Origin of the sequence: Oceaniglobus roseus (genome assembly GCF_002869745.1) — a bacterium.
GTDB classification, from domain to species: domain Bacteria; phylum Pseudomonadota; class Alphaproteobacteria; order Rhodobacterales; family Rhodobacteraceae; genus Oceaniglobus; species Oceaniglobus roseus.
In genome coordinates, this window is record NZ_PNOS01000043.1 from 1 (window position 1) to 16,819 (window position 16,819).

General features: G+C 70.0%; 18 protein-coding genes. 9 read left to right on the forward strand and 9 right to left on the reverse strand.

The features are described 5' to 3' along the window. Window positions 1–1,202 (reverse strand): Y-family DNA polymerase (locus A7B20_RS17900; RefSeq protein WP_102109955.1); only part of this gene is annotated, 1,202 nt, incomplete at its 3' end. A gap of 159 nt (window positions 1,203–1,361) precedes the next feature. Between A7B20_RS17900 and A7B20_RS17905 the strand changes: the two genes are divergently transcribed. Next, on the forward strand, window positions 1,362–1,802 hold the full coding sequence (locus A7B20_RS17905; protein ID WP_102109956.1) for a c-type cytochrome: 441 nt from the start codon (window positions 1,362–1,364) through the stop codon (window positions 1,800–1,802). Window positions 1,803–1,848: 46 nt separating this feature from the next. Here A7B20_RS17905 and A7B20_RS17910 read toward each other — a convergent pair whose 3' ends face one another. Continuing rightward, the gene (locus tag A7B20_RS17910; protein WP_157937723.1) at window positions 1,849–2,154 is read right to left on the reverse strand and encodes an I78 family peptidase inhibitor; all 306 of its coding nucleotides are present in this window, start codon (window positions 2,152–2,154) and stop codon (window positions 1,849–1,851) included. A 118-nt stretch (window positions 2,155–2,272) separates the two neighbouring features. Here A7B20_RS17910 and A7B20_RS17915 point away from each other — a divergent pair, with 118 nt between their 5' ends. Beyond that, window positions 2,273–3,004 carry an NYN domain-containing protein gene (locus A7B20_RS17915; RefSeq protein ID WP_102109958.1) on the forward strand — a complete coding sequence of 244 codons (732 nt, stop codon included), beginning with the start codon at window positions 2,273–2,275 and terminating at the stop codon, window positions 3,002–3,004. Between the two features lie 6 nt (window positions 3,005–3,010). Here the strand turns inward: A7B20_RS17915 and A7B20_RS17920 are convergent, their stop codons facing one another. Continuing rightward, on the reverse strand, window positions 3,011–3,628 hold the full coding sequence (locus A7B20_RS17920; RefSeq protein ID WP_172961054.1) for a TetR/AcrR family transcriptional regulator: 618 nt from the start codon (window positions 3,626–3,628) through the stop codon (window positions 3,011–3,013). Window positions 3,629–3,789: 161 nt separating this feature from the next. After that, window positions 3,790–3,936 carry a hypothetical protein gene (locus tag A7B20_RS21350; RefSeq protein ID WP_157937724.1) on the reverse strand — a complete coding sequence of 49 codons (147 nt, stop codon included), beginning with the start codon at window positions 3,934–3,936 and terminating at the stop codon, window positions 3,790–3,792. 163 nt (window positions 3,937–4,099) lie between these two features. Here A7B20_RS21350 and mbfA point away from each other — a divergent pair, with 163 nt between their 5' ends. Next, entirely contained in the window at window positions 4,100–5,077 is a 978-nt protein-coding gene (gene mbfA / locus A7B20_RS17925; protein WP_102109959.1) for an iron exporter MbfA, read from the forward strand. On the opposite strand, the gene A7B20_RS17930 is transcribed toward mbfA, so the two are convergent. After that, window positions 5,074–5,793, reverse strand: a complete 720-nt coding sequence (locus A7B20_RS17930) for a GntR family transcriptional regulator (RefSeq protein WP_172961055.1) — start codon at window positions 5,791–5,793, stop codon at window positions 5,074–5,076. The two genes, mbfA and A7B20_RS17930, sit on opposite strands and share 4 nt — an antisense overlap. 165 nt (window positions 5,794–5,958) lie before the next feature. Here A7B20_RS17930 and A7B20_RS17935 point away from each other — a divergent pair, with 165 nt between their 5' ends. Together A7B20_RS17935 and A7B20_RS17940 are read left to right on the forward strand one after the other, a co-directional pair. Next, window positions 5,959–6,921, forward strand: a complete 963-nt coding sequence (locus tag A7B20_RS17935; protein ID WP_102109961.1) for a TAXI family TRAP transporter solute-binding subunit — start codon at window positions 5,959–5,961, stop codon at window positions 6,919–6,921. 25 nt (window positions 6,922–6,946) lie between these two features. Continuing rightward, window positions 6,947–7,867: an aminotransferase class IV gene (locus A7B20_RS17940; protein WP_102109962.1), complete on the forward strand. Its 921-nt coding sequence runs from the start codon at window positions 6,947–6,949 to the stop codon at window positions 7,865–7,867. A 50-nt stretch (window positions 7,868–7,917) separates the two neighbouring features. On the opposite strand, the gene A7B20_RS17945 is transcribed toward A7B20_RS17940, so the two are convergent. Together A7B20_RS17945 and A7B20_RS17950 are read right to left on the reverse strand one after the other, a co-directional pair. After that, window positions 7,918–9,858 (reverse strand): vWA domain-containing protein, encoded by a 1,941-nt coding sequence (locus tag A7B20_RS17945; RefSeq protein ID WP_102109963.1) that lies wholly within the window; start codon window positions 9,856–9,858, stop codon window positions 7,918–7,920. Then, window positions 9,855–10,394 (reverse strand): RNA polymerase sigma factor, encoded by a 540-nt coding sequence (locus tag A7B20_RS17950; RefSeq protein WP_102109996.1) that lies wholly within the window; start codon window positions 10,392–10,394, stop codon window positions 9,855–9,857. Before A7B20_RS17950 ends, A7B20_RS17945 begins: the two co-directional genes overlap by 4 nt. Before the next feature lie 149 nt (window positions 10,395–10,543). Between A7B20_RS17950 and A7B20_RS17955 the strand changes: the two genes are divergently transcribed. Next, window positions 10,544–10,780, forward strand: a complete 237-nt coding sequence (locus A7B20_RS17955; protein ID WP_102109964.1) for an Lrp/AsnC ligand binding domain-containing protein — start codon at window positions 10,544–10,546, stop codon at window positions 10,778–10,780. A gap of 197 nt (window positions 10,781–10,977) precedes the next feature. Continuing rightward, window positions 10,978–12,021 (forward strand): YeeE/YedE family protein, encoded by a 1,044-nt coding sequence (locus tag A7B20_RS17960; protein ID WP_102109965.1) that lies wholly within the window; start codon window positions 10,978–10,980, stop codon window positions 12,019–12,021. Between the two features lie 76 nt (window positions 12,022–12,097). Here A7B20_RS17960 and A7B20_RS17965 read toward each other — a convergent pair whose 3' ends face one another. Continuing rightward, a complete protein-coding gene (locus tag A7B20_RS17965; RefSeq protein ID WP_102109966.1) occupies window positions 12,098–13,576 on the reverse strand; it encodes an NAD-dependent succinate-semialdehyde dehydrogenase in 1,479 nt (492 codons plus the stop codon). A 115-nt stretch (window positions 13,577–13,691) separates the two neighbouring features. Between A7B20_RS17965 and A7B20_RS17970 the strand changes: the two genes are divergently transcribed. Then, window positions 13,692–14,501 carry an alpha/beta hydrolase gene (locus A7B20_RS17970; protein WP_245867088.1) on the forward strand — a complete coding sequence of 270 codons (810 nt, stop codon included), beginning with the start codon at window positions 13,692–13,694 and terminating at the stop codon, window positions 14,499–14,501. A gap of 111 nt (window positions 14,502–14,612) precedes the next feature. On the opposite strand, the gene A7B20_RS17975 is transcribed toward A7B20_RS17970, so the two are convergent. Next, window positions 14,613–15,170: a hypothetical protein gene (locus A7B20_RS17975; RefSeq protein ID WP_102109968.1), complete on the reverse strand. Its 558-nt coding sequence runs from the start codon at window positions 15,168–15,170 to the stop codon at window positions 14,613–14,615. A 219-nt stretch (window positions 15,171–15,389) separates the two neighbouring features. Here A7B20_RS17975 and A7B20_RS17980 point away from each other — a divergent pair, with 219 nt between their 5' ends. After that, a complete protein-coding gene (locus A7B20_RS17980) occupies window positions 15,390–16,598 on the forward strand; it encodes an aminopeptidase P family protein (protein WP_102109969.1) in 1,209 nt (402 codons plus the stop codon). Window positions 16,599–16,819: the final 221 nt, after the last annotated feature.

Sequence of the window (16,819 nt, forward strand, 5' to 3'; positions counted from 1 at the left end):
GCCGCCGCCTCGGCGTGGCCGGCGTGCTGGCGGGGGCTCACGGGTTCGGTCTGCACCGCCTCGATCCGGATCGTGTCGATGCCGAAGCCCGCGTCGATCGCGTCGAGCTTCATCGCCAGCAGCGGGCGGATCCGCTCGGGCTCGGCCGAGGGGCGGGCAAGGCCGATCTCGACCGCCTGGAGCGTGCCGTCGGCGCGAAAGCACTGCATCCGCACCACCCGCGCGCCGCGCCCCTTCTTGGCCAGCTTCGCGCCGAGGGCCGGCAGCAGCCGGTCCAGCGCGGCCAGCAGATCGCTTTCCAGCCCGATCGGGTCGGGCAGGGACAGGCGCACGGCGAAGCGGTCGACCGGCGCGGCGGGTGACACCGGCTCGGGCTCGACCCCCAGCGCCTGGTCGAGGCGGCGCACCAGCATCCGCCCGAACCGCCGGGCCAGCGCGGCGCGGGGCTGGTTCGCCAGGTCCTCGATCCGGCGCAGTCCGAGGCGCGTCAGCTCGGCCACCGCGTCCTCCTCCAGCCTGAGCGCCGCGACGGGCAGGGGGGCGAGCGCCTGCCGCGTCTGCCCCGGCGGCGCGATGGGATGGACGCGGGGCAGCCCCGCGGGCACCAGCGGCGCCGCGCCGCCCCGTTCCCAGTGGCGCCGTTTCGCGGCGCGCGAGCGGGTGGCGTGGGCCTCCTGGTCGATGGCGTCGCCGCTGCGGGCCAGCGGGGCCGACTGCCCGGAGTAGCGCGCCAGCGCCCAGGCCCCGCCCACGGTGTCGGCGATGGCGGCGCGCAGGGTCAGCCCCAGATCGGCGCAATCCTCCTGCAGCTGGTCCATGAGCGCCGCCTCGCCGCCGAACAGATGCGCGCAGCCCGTGAGGTCGGCGACCAGCGCGTTGGTCCCCTGTTCGCCCACCCAGGGCGAGAACTTGCCGGCCCAGCGGCGCAGCACGGCCAGGAACGCCGCCTCGGCCTGCGGCACCTGCACCCGCGTGACCAGATCGGGACAGATCGCCATGGCGTCGCGCAGGGGCTGGCCCTGCCGCAGCCCCGCCGCCTCGGCCGCTTCCGAGAGGCTGGACAGCACCTGCGCCCCGCCCCGATCCGCGACCACGGCGAAGGGCGTGCCGAGAACGGCCGCAAGACCGCCCCGGTCGCGGCGCAGCAGACGTTCGGCCCCCATCCGGGGAAACCAGAGGGACAAGATACGGCGGTTGATCATCGGGTGGCAGCCTGATGAGTTCCTGATTTGTTCTCATACCAGTCTGCCCCCGCGGGAGTCGAGAACCGATCGGCGGTCCCTGTCACGCAAATTTGGCTGGATTTGCGCAGGCGGCCCTATACGGTCGCAGCTACACATTTCTGAGAGGATCTGCCTTCCATGAAGACGTTCACCCTGATCGCCCTGTCCGCCACGCTCGCCCTCGGCGCCGTGCTGGCCAACGCCGCCGCCCACGAGGACCCGGTGGAGGCCCGCCAGAAGCTGATGAAGTCCATCGGCGACCAGGTGAAGATCCTCGGCACCCAGGCCAAGGCCGGCGACGCCTACGATGCCGAGGCCGCCCATGCCGCCGCGATGACCCTGTCCGAGGCCTCGACGCAGATTCCCGCCGCTTTCGAGACCAACGTGATCGAGGGCGATTCGGAGGCGCTGCCGAAGATCTGGGAGAACTACGACGACTTCACCAAGAAGGCCGACGCCCTGCACACCGCCGCGATGACCGCGACCGAGGCGGGGGATGCCACCGCCATGGCCGCCGCGATGAAGGACATCGGCGGCGCCTGCAAGGCCTGCCACTCGGAATACCGTCAGGACAAGTGATCCGCTGGCGCCGCCCTTCCGCCGGGGACGGGCGGCGCCGACCGGCTCAGCCGCAGTAGACGCGCTGGATCACCCCGGCGTCGTCGATCTCGATGTTCAGCCGCGTTTCGCGGAAGTCCATCGTCACCGCGTCCCCCGGCCGGATCAGCCGCATGTCCCGGCCCCGGTCGGGCAGCGTGACGGCCGCGATGTTCGTCCCGACGAGCGACTCGTAACCCGAGGCACCGCAGCTTCCGCCTTCCGCGGCGGGCGGCTGGCCCGTCGGCGGCGGTGTCGTGCCGTTCTGCGCAACGCAGCCGCCCAGCAGGACAAGCCCCGCGGCCACGATGGATATCCCGTGCGTCGTTTGCATGCGGCCCTCCCGTTTGCAGCTCTGCCCGGCACAGCTATGCCTTGCGCCGCCGGATGCAACAAGGCAGCCCGTGGCGCGACGGCTTCCAATGCCGCCCGTTTCTGCTATGGCAGCGGACATGAAACAGAATGACCGCCCGCTTTACGCCGTCCTGATCGACGCCGACAACATCCCGGCCCGCTTCGCCGGGCCGATCCTGAAGGAGATCACCAGCTTCGGCGAACCGGCCCTGCGCCGGGTCTACGGCGACTGGTCCTCGGGGCAGCTCAGGAACTGGTCCGAGACGGTGCGCGCCCTCGGCCTTGTCGCCCACCAGGAGACGGCGAACACGAAGGGCAAGAACGCCTCCGACATCGGCCTTGTCATCGACGCCATGGACATCCTGCACACGGGCCGCTTCGACGGCTTCGTTCTGGTGTCGTCGGACAGCGACTTCACCGCGCTCGCCAACCGGATCCGCGAGCAGGGGCTGGACGTCATCGGCATCGGCGAGGCGAAGGCGCCGGAATCGCTCCGGAACGTCTGCAACCGCTTCATCCTGATCGAGAACATCGTCGACGAGATGCCCGCCGAGCCGAAGAAGGGCGAGTCGAACGAGCCCGCGCCGGTGGTTCAGGGCAAGCAGCCCCCGGTCAACGCCGTGCCGCTGATCCTGCGCGCCATGGACAAGATCGCCCAGGACGACGACTGGTATGCCCTCGGGCCCCTCGGCCAGTACATCGTCGCCGACAACCCGGACTTCGACGTGCGCACCTATGGCATGAAGAAGCTGACCGATCTGGTGATGGAGTTGAAGCGGTTCGAGACCCGCAAGATCGGCAACCAGTACTACGTCCGCCGGGTCGACTGAGCGGCGTCAGGTGCCGTAGCGCGCCATGAACATCTCGACCGCGCCGGTGATCACCGCCTCGACCTCGGCGTCGGTGAAGCGGTCCTGGATGCCGAAGATCAGCCGCGGGAACAGGTGCGCCTTGCAGAGCTCGGCGAACTGGTGCGCCGCCAGCACCTTGTCGTCGATCGCAAGCTCGCCCCGCGCGATGGCGAGGTCGAAATACTGGCCAAGCGCCCGTTCCACCGTGCCCGGCCCGCTGACGTAGAATTGCCGCCCAAGCTCGGGGAAACGGTCCGACTCGGCGACGCAGATGCGGAACACCTTCTGCCCGAGGTCGGACAGGAAGAAGCGGATCAGGTGCGAGCCGACATGGTGCAGCACCGCCGCCGGGGGCTTCGACATGTCCATCATCGCCATGGCGGCATCGGCCTGGCGGCAGCACTCGGACTTCGCCACCTCCATGAACAGCAGCCGCTTGTCGGGGAAATAGCTGTAGAGCGTCGCCTTCGACACCCCCGCCTCCTTCGCGATGGTGTCGACGCTGGCGCCCTCGAAGCCGTCCTTCAGGAACACGCCGCGCGCGCCTTCGAGAACCTGCTCGAACTTCCGCCCCTTCTTGATGCCGTCCGCCAGGTCGTTCATCCCGTATTCCTTTTTCACGATACTAGACCCCGCGGTTCAGTCAGGGCAAGGACCGGCTGTCATACAACCGAACGGCCCGGCGGAGCGTTCCGCCGGGCCGGTGCAATGATGTGGCCGGTCCTGGTAATGTGGCCGCCGCAGGCTTGCGGCAGGGGGCAGGATCAGCGGCCGGGCTGTGCCGTGCCTCGGGTCGGCAACTCGGGCCGGGGGTCGGGGTACTGGATGTTCGGCGGCAGGATGTCGAAGGCGCTGGCGGCGGTGCCGGTCAGCAGAAGGGCAGAGAGGGCGGCGGCGGCGAGGCGGGTCATCGGAGGAACTCCATTCTGAACTGTTGTGTTCATAAATCTAAACCGAATGGTTCAAAACGCAAGAGCGAACTGAACCGATCGTTTCATTTTTTGCGGTGAGGAGGCGCTTGCGGCGCCGCGGCATCCCGCTACATTGGAATCATTCTAAACTGTCGAGGTGCCCATGATCCCCGGAGTCTCCAGCCGCCGCCGCTTCTCGGACCTCAGCCAGCAGGAGGTCCTGGCGCTCGCCATCTCCTCGGAAGAGGACGACGCCCGCATCTACCGCACCTACGCCGAACGGCTGCGCGCGGAATATCCCGGCTCGGCCAAGGTCTTCGATGGCATGGCAGCGGAAGAGGACACCCACCGCCGCCGCCTGATCGACCTGCACGTGAAGCGTTTCGGCGAGGTGATTCCGCTGATCCGGCGCGAGCACGTCTCGGGCTTCTACGCCCGCCGTCCCGTCTGGCTGGTCGAGAACCTGGGGATCGAGCGGATCCGCGACGAGGCCGAGATGATGGAGAAGGACGCGCACGATTTCTACGTCCGCGCCGCGTCGAAGGCCACGGATGCCGAGACGCGCAAGCTGCTCGGCGATCTCGCCGCGGCCGAGGCGGGCCATTCCGAACTGGCCGACAGCCTGGCGGCCACGCACCTCGGCGACGGAGAAAGGGATGCCGAGGCGCGCACCGCCCACCGCCAGTTCGTGCTGACCTGGGTGCAGCCGGGCCTCGCGGGCCTGATGGACGGGTCCGTCTCGACCCTGGCGCCGATCTTCGCCGCCGCCTTCGCCACTGGCGACACTTGGCAGACCTTCCTCGTCGGCCTTGCCGCGTCCATCGGCGCGGGCATCTCCATGGGCTTCACCGAGGCGGCCAGCGACGACGGCGCCATCTCGGGCCGCGGCAGCCCGCTGAAGCGCGGTGTGGCGGCGGGTGTGATGACGGCGGTGGGCGGCCTTGGCCACGCGCTGCCCTACCTGATCCCCGACTTCTGGACCGCGACCACCATCGCCGGCATCGTCGTCTTCTGCGAACTCTGGGCCATCGCCTGGATCCAGAACCGCTACATGGAAACGCCGTTCTTCCGCGCCGCCTTCCAGGTCGTCCTCGGCGGCGCGCTGGTGCTGGCGGCCGGCATCCTGATCGGCTCGGGCTAGGGGCGGGCCGCCTCGGGCGGAAACTGTCCCTCCAGCGCGGCGAGGGTGACGGCAAGGCCCTGGCGCATGTGGTCGCTCAGGTGCGCCAGCATCGCCGGAAGATCGTCGCCCGAGGCGAGCGTCACGTACAGGTCGTGGGACTGGCGCTGCGGTCCCTTGCGGTCATGGGCGCGCTGGTGCAGCGAGAAGTAGAAGTGGACGTTGGGCTTCATCCCCTCCCAGGTCCTGGCCAGCAGGCCGTGGCCGCTGACCTCGTAGATCCAGCCGTGCAGGTGCAGCTCGTGCGCGATGGCGGCCTGCCCGTCGTCGCCCCGGTCGATGCAGCGCCGCAGCGTCTCGGCCCGCCGGGCGAGATCCTCCAGCGCCGCGGGGGTGCGCCGGTCCCAGCCCCGCTCGAACGCGAACCGCTCGAGCGCGGTGCGCAGGGAATAGAGCTCTTCCAGGTCGCGCCGCGTCATCGACCGGACATAGAGCCCCTTGTAGGGCACGCTGGTCAGAAGCCCGGTGTCCACCAGATCGCGGATCGCCTCGCGCAGCGGCCCCCGGCTGACCCCGAGCGAAGCGGCAAGCTGCTGCTCGGTCAGGCGCTGGCCGGGGGAGAGGCGGCCGCCGACGATGTGCTCGGTCAACCGCTGGGCGATGCGGCTGCGGACGGTCGTCTCGCCCAGGGGTTCGGGGGCGAACGGCGGAGTCTCGGGGTCGGGAAGAAGGGTCACGGGCGGCACCTCGGACATGGGGCGGCGCTGCGGGACGCGCCGAGGTCCAGTCTGCGCGGTTTCGGTCGGTCATGCAACGATCTCGTCGGATTGTTGACAATCATACAGGATGCCGTAACCTGCCCCCAAATCGCCGCCCCGCGGCCATCCAGCAGGAGAAGCGCCATGTCCCATTTCCGTCGCCTGAGCCTTGCCGCCGCCATCGGCCTCGCCGGTCTCACCGCAGCGCAGGCCGAGGAGTTCATCACCATCGGCACCGCGGGCCAGACCGGCGTCTACTACGTCGTCGGCCAGTCGGTCTGCCAGCTGGTGAACCGCAACACCGATCGTCACGGCCTGCGCTGCACCGCACCGGCCACCGGCGGGTCGATCGCCAACCTCAACGGGTTGCGTGCGGGGGACCTAAGCTTCGGCGTGGTGCAGTCCGACTGGCAGTACCACGCCCTGAACGGCACCAGCACCTTCGCCGATGCCGGACCCGACCCCAAGCTGCGCTCGGTGCTGTCGGCCCACGCCGATGTCGTCACCGTGCTGGCCCGCGCCGATGCCGGGATCGAGACGCTGCAGGACCTGAAGGGCAAGAAGGTGAACATCGGCAACCCCGGCTCGGGCTCGCGCGCCACGGCCGAGGTGCTGCTCGACACCATCGGGATCGAGGTTTCGGACCTCGCGCTGGCCTCCGAGCTGAAGTCGGCCGAACAGTCCGCCGCCCTCTGCGACGACAAGGTGGACGCGATCATGTTCTCGGCCGGTCATCCGGTTGGCAACATCACCGAGGCGACCGTCTCCTGCGATACCAGGTTCCTCCAGGTGAACGGCCCCGAGGTGCAGGCCCTGGTGGCCGAGACGCCCTATTACTCCCCCGCCGTGATCCCCGCGGGCACCTACCGCGGACAGCCCGAAGAGATCGAAAGCTTCGGCCCGCTGGCCACCCTCGTCACCTCGGCGGATACCGATGAAGAGGCTGTCTACGAAGTGGTGAAGGCGATCTTCGACAACTTCGACCGCTTCTGCGGCCTGCACCCCGCCTTCGCCAACCTGAAGCCCGAGGACATGATCTCGAACGGGATCATCGCGCCGCTGCACCCGGGCGCCGAGCGCTATTACCGCGAACAGGGCTGGATGTGATCCGGCCCAGATGCAGGAGCGCGCGATGACCGACCACGGCCACACGACCCACACCGCCGAAGACGACCTCCGCAACCGCGACATCAGGATCTACGTCAACGGCGAGATCGTGCACCGCGACGCGGCGAAGGTCTCGGTCTACGACGCGGGGTTCATGCTCGGCGACGGGATGTGGGAGGGGATGCGCCTCTACAACGGCACCTGGGCCTTCTTCGACGAGCACATGGACCGCTTCTTCGCTTCCTGCAAGGCGGTGTCGCTGGATGTGGGCAAGACCCGCCAAGAGCTGCTGGAGGCGCTGAACGCGACGGCGAGGGCGAACGGCATGACGACCGACGTGCATTGCCGCCTGATGCTGACCCGCGGGATCAAGGACAAGCCGTTCCAGCATCCGAAGCTCAGCACCACCGGGCCGACGCTGGTGATCATCCTCGAACATTCGAAGCCGGTGGAAAGCCTGTCGTCCAGGGGCATCCGCCTGGCGACGGTGCCCCAGGTCCGCGGCCTGCCCCATGCGCAGGATCCCAAGCTGAACAGCCATTCGAAGCTCAACTGCATCATCGCCTGTCTCCAGGCGGAAGCGGCGGACGCGGACGAGGCGCTGATGCTGGACCCCCACGGCTTCGTCAACACGACCAACGCCTGCAACTTCTTCATCGTCCGCAAGGGCGAGGTGTGGACCAGCACGGGCGACTACTGCATGAACGGCGTCACCCGCCAGAAGGTCATCGACCTCTGCCGCGCGAACGGAATCCCGGTGTTCGAGAAGAACTACTCGCTTTACGAGACCTACGGCGCCGACGAGGCCTTCCTCACCGGCACCTTCGGCGCCCAGACCCCGGTCGCCAGCATCGACGGCAAGCCCATCGGCACCGGCGAGCGCCCCGTGACCGCCCGCATCCGCGCGCTCTACAAGGAGCTGATCCGGCAGCACACGGGCGGCTGAGGCGCGTCCGGGGCGGGCGCGACACCCACCCCGCCGCCCGCGATCCGGCTTCAGTGCTCCATGCTCTCGGCCAGGCGCATCAGCTTCACCGCCTCGTGGCGATAGCCATAGGGGTCTTCGCCGGTCGCGCCCTGCGCCAGCGCGACGGCGTCGCCGAATCCCCAGTTGCCCAGGTAGGCGCTGCCGCGCAGCAGCTGGCCGAAGCCCGCGATGGCGGCGGCAAAGCGGGCGTCGTCGTCGGGGGCGGTCACCGTGTCGGGGATGGCGGTTTCGCTCAGGCGGCTCTCCGCGGTGCCGGGCGCCTTCCAGCGCAGCCGCAGGAAGGCGAGGTCGGTGCTGTCCGACGTCGCCGGGGCGGTGCCGAAATGCAGCGGATCGGTCAGGCGGGCGGGCGAGCCCTTGGGCGTCACCTCGTAAAGCGCCGTCACCTGGTGGCCCGCCCCGATCTCGCCCGCATCGACGCGGTCGTTGTTGAAGTCCTCGCGCAGCAGCGCCCGGGTCTCGTAGCCTATCAGGCGGTATTCGGCGACGGTGGCGGGGTTGAACTCCACCTGCACCTTCACGTCGTCGGCGATCGGGAACAGCGCGCCGGTCAGCTGGTCCACCAGCACCTTCTGCGCCTCGGACAGCGTGTCGATATAGGCGGCGGTGCCGTTGCCGTTCTGCGCCAGCGCCTGCATCGTGGCATCGTCGAGGTTGCCGCGCCCGAAGCCGAGCACCGAGAGATAGGTGCCGGACTCGCGCTTCCCGGCGACGTAATCCTTCAGCGCCTCGGGGTCCGACGGGCCGACGTTGAAGTCGCCATCGGTCGCCAGCAGGATCCGCGACACCTCGCCGTCCTTCGCCATCTCTTCCGCGGTGGCGTAGGCCTGCCTGAGCCCGTCCTGCCCGGCGGTGGAGCCGCCCGCCGTCAGCCCGTCCAGCGCGGCGAGGATCCTGCCGCGCTCGCCCGCCAGGGTCGGCGGCAGGACGAGGCCCGCGGAGCCTGCATAGGTGACGATGGCGACCTCGTCCTCGGGGCGCAGCTGCGACAGCATCAGGCGGAACGACTGAACCAGCAGGCCCAGCCGGTCGGGCCCCTGCATCGAGCCGGAGGTGTCGATCAGGAACACGAGGTTCAGCGGCGGCCGGTCGGCGACGGCGGGCAGGGCGCCCTGTAGGCCGATCCTCAGCAGCCGGGTCCCGGGGTTCCACGGTGTTTCGCTCAGGCTGACCACGGGCCGGAAGGCGGCGTCGGCCTCGGGTGCGGGGTAGGCATAGGGGAAGTAGTTCACCATCTCCTCGATCCTGACCGCGTCTTTCGGCGGCAGCGCCCCCGCCATGATGGACTGCCGGATGACGGCCCAGGAGGCGGTGTCGGTATCGATGGAGAAGGTCGAGACGGGATCCTCGGCCGCCACCTTGACCGGGTTCGGGTCGGCGTTGGCGAAGGCTTCGGTGTCCGCTTCCGGCAGCATCACGGGCGGTTCGGCGAGAAGGGCGGGCGGCTCGGCCATGACGACGCCGGGCATCGCCTTCGGTGCGGCAGCGCCGGGCGGCAGGGCAAGTCCGCGGGACATCCGCTCGGCCGACGGCGCGAGGCTCTGGGGCGCGGGTGCGGGCGGCGGTGCGGCGTCGACCATCGGGGCGGCTGCGTCATCGGCGGACGCGGGCATCGCCTCGGTCCCGTCCGGTACGCGCGGCGGGACCGGACCCGAGGTCGGGCCAAGGTTCAGCGACGGCAGCGCGACCAGCAGGACGCAGGCCGCAAGGGCGGTGGTGGCGGCAAGGGCGCCGCGGGAGGAGAGGGTGTTCAGCATCATTCCGGCTCCGTTCCTGATATCCGCCCATCTGCCGGGGCGGACAGGATTGGGACGCGGCCCGGGGCGCGACTCTTGGAGGCGGTCGAAACTTTCCTGCGCGCGGGCCAGCGTCTCGGCCCGGCGTGCGGAATCGGGGGCGGGGGTGGCGCGCCGCATGGCGTCGCGCAGGTCGTCCAGCGGATCGGTCATGGTGTCCCCTCCTTCGGGGCGAGCGCGCGCAGCAGGCGGCGCGCTTCGGACAGCCGCCAGCTGACGGTGCCGGGGGCGATTCCCAGAACCTCGGCGGCCTCGGCATGGGTCAGCTCCTCGCCCAGCGTCAGGGCGAGCGTGTCGCGCAACTCGTCTGGCAGGGCGGCCATGGTGGCGGCCAGCCAGTCGGCCTGCACCTTCGCCTCGGCCATCTCGGCCTGCCGCGCGATCTCCCAGTCGCCCCAGCCCGCGGCCGCCTTCGCATGGGTGGCGCGGCGGCGGCGCCGGTCGTGGGCGGCGTTCACCGCGACGCGGTAGAGCCAGGTGGTGAACCGCGCCCGCGATTCGTAGCGGGCGAGCTTGGCGGGCAGGGCAAGGCAGATGTCCTGGGTCAGATCCTCGGCCTCGGCCCGTGCGCCGGTCAGGCGGAAGCACAGGGCGAAGAGCGCGTCGTAACGCCTCTCGAGCAGGGCCGCGAAGGCCGCCCTGTCCCCCGATGCGGCCGCGGCCGCAAGATCCTCGTCCGATGTGTTCATGCGCATGACAGTGGGTGGGACGCGCGCGGGCGGTCAATCCTTGGGAGCGCGCGCGAACTTTTCCGTCCGCCGCGGTGCCTCGGGCCCGCCCGCACCCGTTGACCCTGCCGCGCCCGCCGCCATACTGGCGCCCAAAGGGAGTGCTGCCGATGGAATGCGTCTTCGTCCAGGTCCGCTGCGTGCCGGGGGAAACCTATCGCGTCGCCGAGGAGATCGTGCGCCGCGAACTCCATTCCGAGCTCTACTCCACCAGCGGCGACTTCGACCTGCTGGTGAAGATGTATATCCCGAAGGAAGAGGACATCGGCCTCTACATCAACGACAACCTGCGCACCATCAAGGGCGTGGAGCGCACGTTGACCACCCTGACCTTCAACGCCTTCTGAGCCGTCGCGCCCCCAGATAAGGCGGCGCATCACGGCAGGGCGCCCGAAGCCGGGCGTTGGGGGCGCGTCGCGGACCGCAATCGGGACGCGCGTTCCGTTTTCACCCCGCCTTCCGGACGTCCGTTCTCCGGCATCGGTTTGACTTTGCGGCAGCGCGAACGGATATGCCTCTTCGAATGTGAGCGAGGGGGTTTGCCATGCTTTTCGAGATGTTCGACGCTCTGCCCGACCCGCGGCTGGCGCAGCTGCTGTTCGGCCTGGCCATCGGCGCGCTGTTCGGCGTCGCCGCACAGGTCTCGCGCTTCTGCCTGCGCCGCGCCGTCGCGGGGGACGAGGCCGAGCGGGGTAGCGCCGGCGCGGTCTGGCTGACCGCGCTTGCGGTGGCGGTTGCGGCCTTCGCCGGGGCGGCAGCCTTCGGCTGGGTGGACCTGGCCGGACACCGCTATGTCACCGCCGACGTGCCGGTGCTGGCCATCGTGCTGGGCGGTCTGGCCTTCGGCGTCGGCATGGTGCTGACCCGCGGCTGCGTCTCGCGTCTGAGCGTGCTCGGCGCCACCGGCAACCTGCGCGCGCTGACCGTGGTGCTGCTGTTCGCCGTGGTGGCCCATGCGACGCTGAAGGGCGTCCTCAGCCCCCTGCGCACCGCGCTCGGCGCCCACACGGTGGAGATGCCCTTCGGCACCTTCGCCGCGCTGCCCGGCGCCGTGCCGGTGGCCGTCGTGGCGCTGCTGGCCGTGGCCGCCTTCCTGGTCCGCCGCTTCCGTCCCGCGCCGCTGCACGTCGTCATGGGCGCGCTGATCGGGCTCGTGCCGGTGCTGGGCTGGGCCGCGACCAGCGTGCTGCTCCAGGACGGGTTCGAGCCGCTGGAGGTGCAGTCCGCCGCCTTCACCCTGCCCTGGACCGACACGCTGTTCTGGATCATCGCCTCGACCGCCATTCCCGCGGGCTTCGGCACCGGCTTCATCGGCGGCGTGCTGGGCGGGGCCTTCCTCAGCGCCGCGCTGCGTGGGGAACTCGCCTGGCAGAGCTTCGAGAGCCCCGGCCAGACCCTGCGCTATGGCGCTGGCGCGGTCCTGATGGGCGTCGGCGGCGTGCTGGCGGGCGGCTGCACCGTGGGTGCGGGCCTTTCGGGCGTCTCGACGCTGGGCGTGTCGGCCGTCCTCGCGCTGGTCAGCATCGTCTCGGGCGGGATCGCCGCGGGGCAGGTCCTGGGCTGGCGCGCGCGCGGGCATTACGCCTGAGGCATCGAAACGGACATGAAAAAACCGGCGCGGGGCTGTCCCGCGCCGGTTTGCGTTTGTGGGCTGCGATGCCGGGTCAGACCGACATGCAGATGTACTTCACCTCGAGGTAGTCCTCGATACCGTACTTCGAGCCCTCGCGGCCCAGACCCGACTGCTTCACGCCGCCGAACGGCGCCACTTCGGTCGAGATGATGCCGGTGTTCACGCCGACGATGCCGTATTCCAGCGCCTCCGACACCTTGTAGACCCGGCTCAGATCCTTGGCGTAGAAATACGCGGCGAGGCCGAAGATGGTGTCGTTCGCCATCCCGATCACCTCGTCGACGGTGTCGAACCTGAACAGCGGGGCGAGGGGGCCGAAGGTCTCTTCCGTCGCCACGGCCATGTCCTGGGTCACGCCGGTGACGATGGTCGGCTGGAAGAAGGTGCCGCCCAGCTCGTGCTCGGACCCGCCGGTGACGATCTTGCCGCCCTTGTCCAGCGCGTCCTGGATGTGCGACTTCACCTTCTTCACCGCGTCGCTGTCGATCAGCGGCCCGAAATCGGTCCCGCTCTCCAGACCGTCGCCGACCTTCTTCTTGCCCAGGGCCGCCGCCAGCTTCTCGGCGAAGGCGTCATAGACGCCGGACTGGACGTAGATCCGGTTCGCGCAGACGCAGGTCTGGCCGTTGTTGCGGAACTTGCACATCATCGCGCCTTCCACCGCCGCGTCGAGGTCGGCGTCGTCGAAGACGATGAAGGGCGCGTTGCCGCCAAGCTCCATGGAACACTTCATCACCTGGTCCGCCGCCTGACCAAGCAGGATGCGCCCGACCTCGGTCGAGCCGGTGAAGGTCAGCTTGCGCACGACCGGGTTCTCGCAGAACTCCTTGCCGATGGCCGAGGAGGACGAGGACGGGATGATCGACAGGATCCCCTTCGGCAGCCCCGCCCGGTCTGCCAGCACGCCGAGCGCCAGCGCCGAAAGCGGCGTCAGCGAGGGCGGGCGCACCACCATGGAACAGCCCGCGGCCAGCGCCGGGCCGACCTTGCGGGTGATCATGGCGTTCGGGAAGTTCCAGGGGGTGATCGCCGCGCAGACGCCGATCGGCTGCTTGATGACGGTGATCCGCTTGTCGGGCTGGTGGCCCGGGATCACGTCGCCGTAGACGCGCTTGGCCTCTTCGGCGAACCACTCGATGAAGGACGCCCCGTAGAGGATCTCGCCCTTCGCCTCGGCCACCGGCTTGCCCTGCTCGGCGGTCAGGATCGTCGCGAGGTCGTCGGCGTTCTCGACCATCAGGTCGTACCACTTGCGCAGGATGTTGGCCCGCTCCTTGGCGGTCTTCGCGGCCCAGGCCTTCTGCGCGGTCTCGGCCTTGGCGATGGCGTCGGCACACATCGCGCGGTCGAGGTCGGCGACCTTGGCGATCACGTCGCCGCGGGCCGGGTTCGTCACGTCGAAGGTACGCCCGTCGGGACCGTCGACCCATTCGCCGGCGAGGTAGGCCTGGGCGACCAGAAGGCCCGGATCCTTCAGCAGGTCGGCAAGATTCGTTGTGCTGTCGAGCATGGTGGTTCTCCCGTGTGAGGCGGAGTGGAGGCGGATTTGCCCGTTCGGGGCAGACAAACCATGGGCCATCGGCCCTTGTCCAGCTATAACCGGCGCGTCCAAGAGGGGTTCCGACGTGTCCAACGATACCGCCTATGCCAATGCCGCCTTCATTCCCGGGGCCGAGTCCTATCCTCCCCGCTGGCTGGCCGCCGCCGAAGCCTTCCGCGCCGGGCGGGCCGCCGCGGGACTGGCGCGGCTCGACCTGCCCTATGGCGGGCGCGCGCGGCAGCGGTTCGACCTGTTCCTGCCCGACCCGGGCGTGGCAGCCGAAGGCGCCGGCGTCGTCGTCTTCGTGCACGGCGGCTACTGGCGGGCTTTCGACAACAGGACCTGGTCCCACCTCGCCGCCGGGGCGCTGGCGCGGGGCTGGGCGGTGGCGATGCCGGGCTACACGCTGGCCCCCGAAGCGACGATCCCCGAGATCACGCAGGAGATCGCGGCGGCCCTGTCGGCCATCTGCGCCGAGACGACCGGCCCGCTGGTGCTGACCGGCCATTCGGCGGGCGGACACCTCGTGGCGCGGATGCTCTGCCCCGACGTCGGCCTGCCGGGCGGGGTGGCGGCGCGGATCGCCCGCTGCGTGCCGATCTCGCCCCTCTCGGACCTGCGCCCGCTGATCGACACGGCGATGAACGCCGACCTGCGGCTCGACCCCGGCACCGCGCTGCGGGAGAGCCCCGCGATCTACCCGCCGCTCGGCGGCATCGGCATCGCGGTCTGGGTGGGGGCGGAGGAGCGGCCCGCCTTCCTCGAGCAGGCGCGCGGACTTGCGGCGGCCTGGGCGCCGGGCGCGCTTCATGTCGAGGCGGGGCGGCACCATTTCGACGTGATCGACGGGCTGGCGGAGGCGGACAGCCCGCTGATGCGCGCCGTCCTGCCGTAGGTCCGGCTTCGCGGACGGGACCGGGGGCCAGCCCCCGGACCCCCGGGATATTTGGAAAGCAAAGATGGGAGGGGGTGCGGGGAGGGGCGGACCCTTCCGCCGCGGCGGTCTTCAGGCGCCGAAGCCTTCGAGGGCCTTGAAGTCCATGGTCTCGAGGTGGGAGATCATGTCCGCCGTCTCGCCGCCCTGGGCCTGGACGAGGATCCGGTTGCCGATCATCCCGGTGAGGTCGCCGTCCTGGTTCATGAACTTCTCGCGGCCCACGCGCTCGATCTTGCCCATGGAGGCCATCAGCGCGGCGTTGCCGAAGACGCTGCCGAAGCTCGCCACCATCGGGCTGTCGGCGAGGATCTGGATGGTGAAGCTCTGGCCGTCCTTCTCGTAGCGGGCCACCGCGGCGGTGCCGCCCATGGCACCGAGGCCGCGCGCCTCGTCCTCGTCGATCTCGCGGCTCCAGCCGTCCTGCGCCGCGGGCAGCAGCTGGGCCAGGTCGCCGGCCTTCATCGACTTGATCAGCTGCGTCGCGAAGGCAAGCTCTTCGAGCGCGTACTGGATGTCGCCAGCATTGTAGGCGTCGAGCGCGCTTTGCAGCGTGTCGGTGACGTCGTCCGCCGCGGCGGCGAGGGGGGCGAGGGCGAGAAGGGCGGCGAAACCGGCGGTACGGAACATGGAAACCTCGTTGACGTTGGGGCAATGCAGCGGGACGGTAGCGGCGCCGGGGCGCTGCGCCAAGTGGGGATTTCGCGCCCTTGACCGGGGCGCGATTTTTCCGTTTGCTGCGGAGGCGCGCCGCGGTAATCTCGGGCTGTCCAGCGGGAGCGATGGCGTCGCTCCGCCCCACGCTTCTGATGTCCTGTACGCCGGGACGCCTTTCAGGAGTGCATGGCCATGGCCACCCCTCGTCCTGCCCATTTCAGCTTTCACAACGGCGCCAAGGCGTCCCTTCCCTTCGCGCCGGAAGAGTACGAGGCGCGCCTTGCCGGACTGCGCGCGCTCATGGCCGAGCGCGGCGTCGCGGCGGCGCTCTTCACCTCGATGCACAACATCGCCTACTACTCCGGTTTTCTCTACTGCAGCTTCGGGCGGCCCTACGGGCTGGTCGTGACGGCCGCCACGAGCGTGGTGATCGGCGCCGGGATCGACGCGGGCCAGCCCTGGCGGCGCTGCCATGGCGAGGCGCTGACCTATACCGACTGGGCGCGCGACAACTTCTGGCGCGCGGTGGTCTCGGTCACCGGGACCGGGGCGGCGGTGGGATACGAGGCGGATCACCTGACGCTGCAGCAGGCGGAGAAGCTGAAGGCGTTCCTCGCGCCGGCGTCGCTGACCGACCTCTCGGGGCCCTGCATGGCGCAGCGGATGGTGAAGTCCGCGGCGGAGATCGCGCTGATCCGCGCCGGAGCGGCGGTGGCGGACGCCGGCGGCTACGCGATCCGCGACGCGGTGCGCGAGGGGGTCAGGGAGATCGACGTCGCCATGGCCGGGCGGGACGCGATGGAGCGCGAGATCGCCGCGCGCTTCCCCGAGGCCGAGTACCGCGACACCTGGGTCTGGTTCCAGTCGGGGCTCAACACGGACGGGGCGCACAACCCGGTGACGGGGCGGCCGTTGCGTCGGGCGGACATCCTGTCGCTGAACTGCTTCCCGATGATCTCGGGCTATTACACCGCGCTGGAGCGGACGATGTTCCTGGGCGAGGTGGACGACGCCTCGCTGGCGATCTGGGAGGCGAACGTGGCGGCGCACGAGCTTGGCCTTTCGCTGATCCGGCCGGGAGCGAGCTGTTCCGGCATCACGGCGGAGATCAACGCCTTTTTCGAGGCGCGCGACCTGTTGCGGTACCGCTCCTTCGGCTACGGGCATTCCTTCGGGATCCTGTCGCATTACTACGGGCGCGAGGCGGGGCTGGAATTGCGCGAGGACATCGACACGGTGCTGGTGCCCGGCATGGTGGTGAGCATGGAGCCGATGCTGACCCTGCCCGAGGGGATTCCGGGGGCCGGGGGATACCGGGAGCACGACATCCTCGTGGTCGGGGAGGACGGCGCCGAGAACATCACCGGCTATCCCTACGGCCCGGGGTTCAACGTGGTGTGAGGGGGGCCGCGGGGGGAACCGGGGGTTCCCCCCGCACCCCTCTCCCTGCGCGCCGCCGCGGGTGTCGGCGGCGGACGGAGGGGACGGGAACGAGGGGCGCCGCCCCTCGCGCTCCCCGGGATATTTGGGAAGCAAAGATGGGGGCGGTGCCGGCCGGACGCTGCGCGGCGTTGTCTGCGGCGCGGGGTCTGCTATGAGCCTTGGCGGAAGCGGGCAGCGGA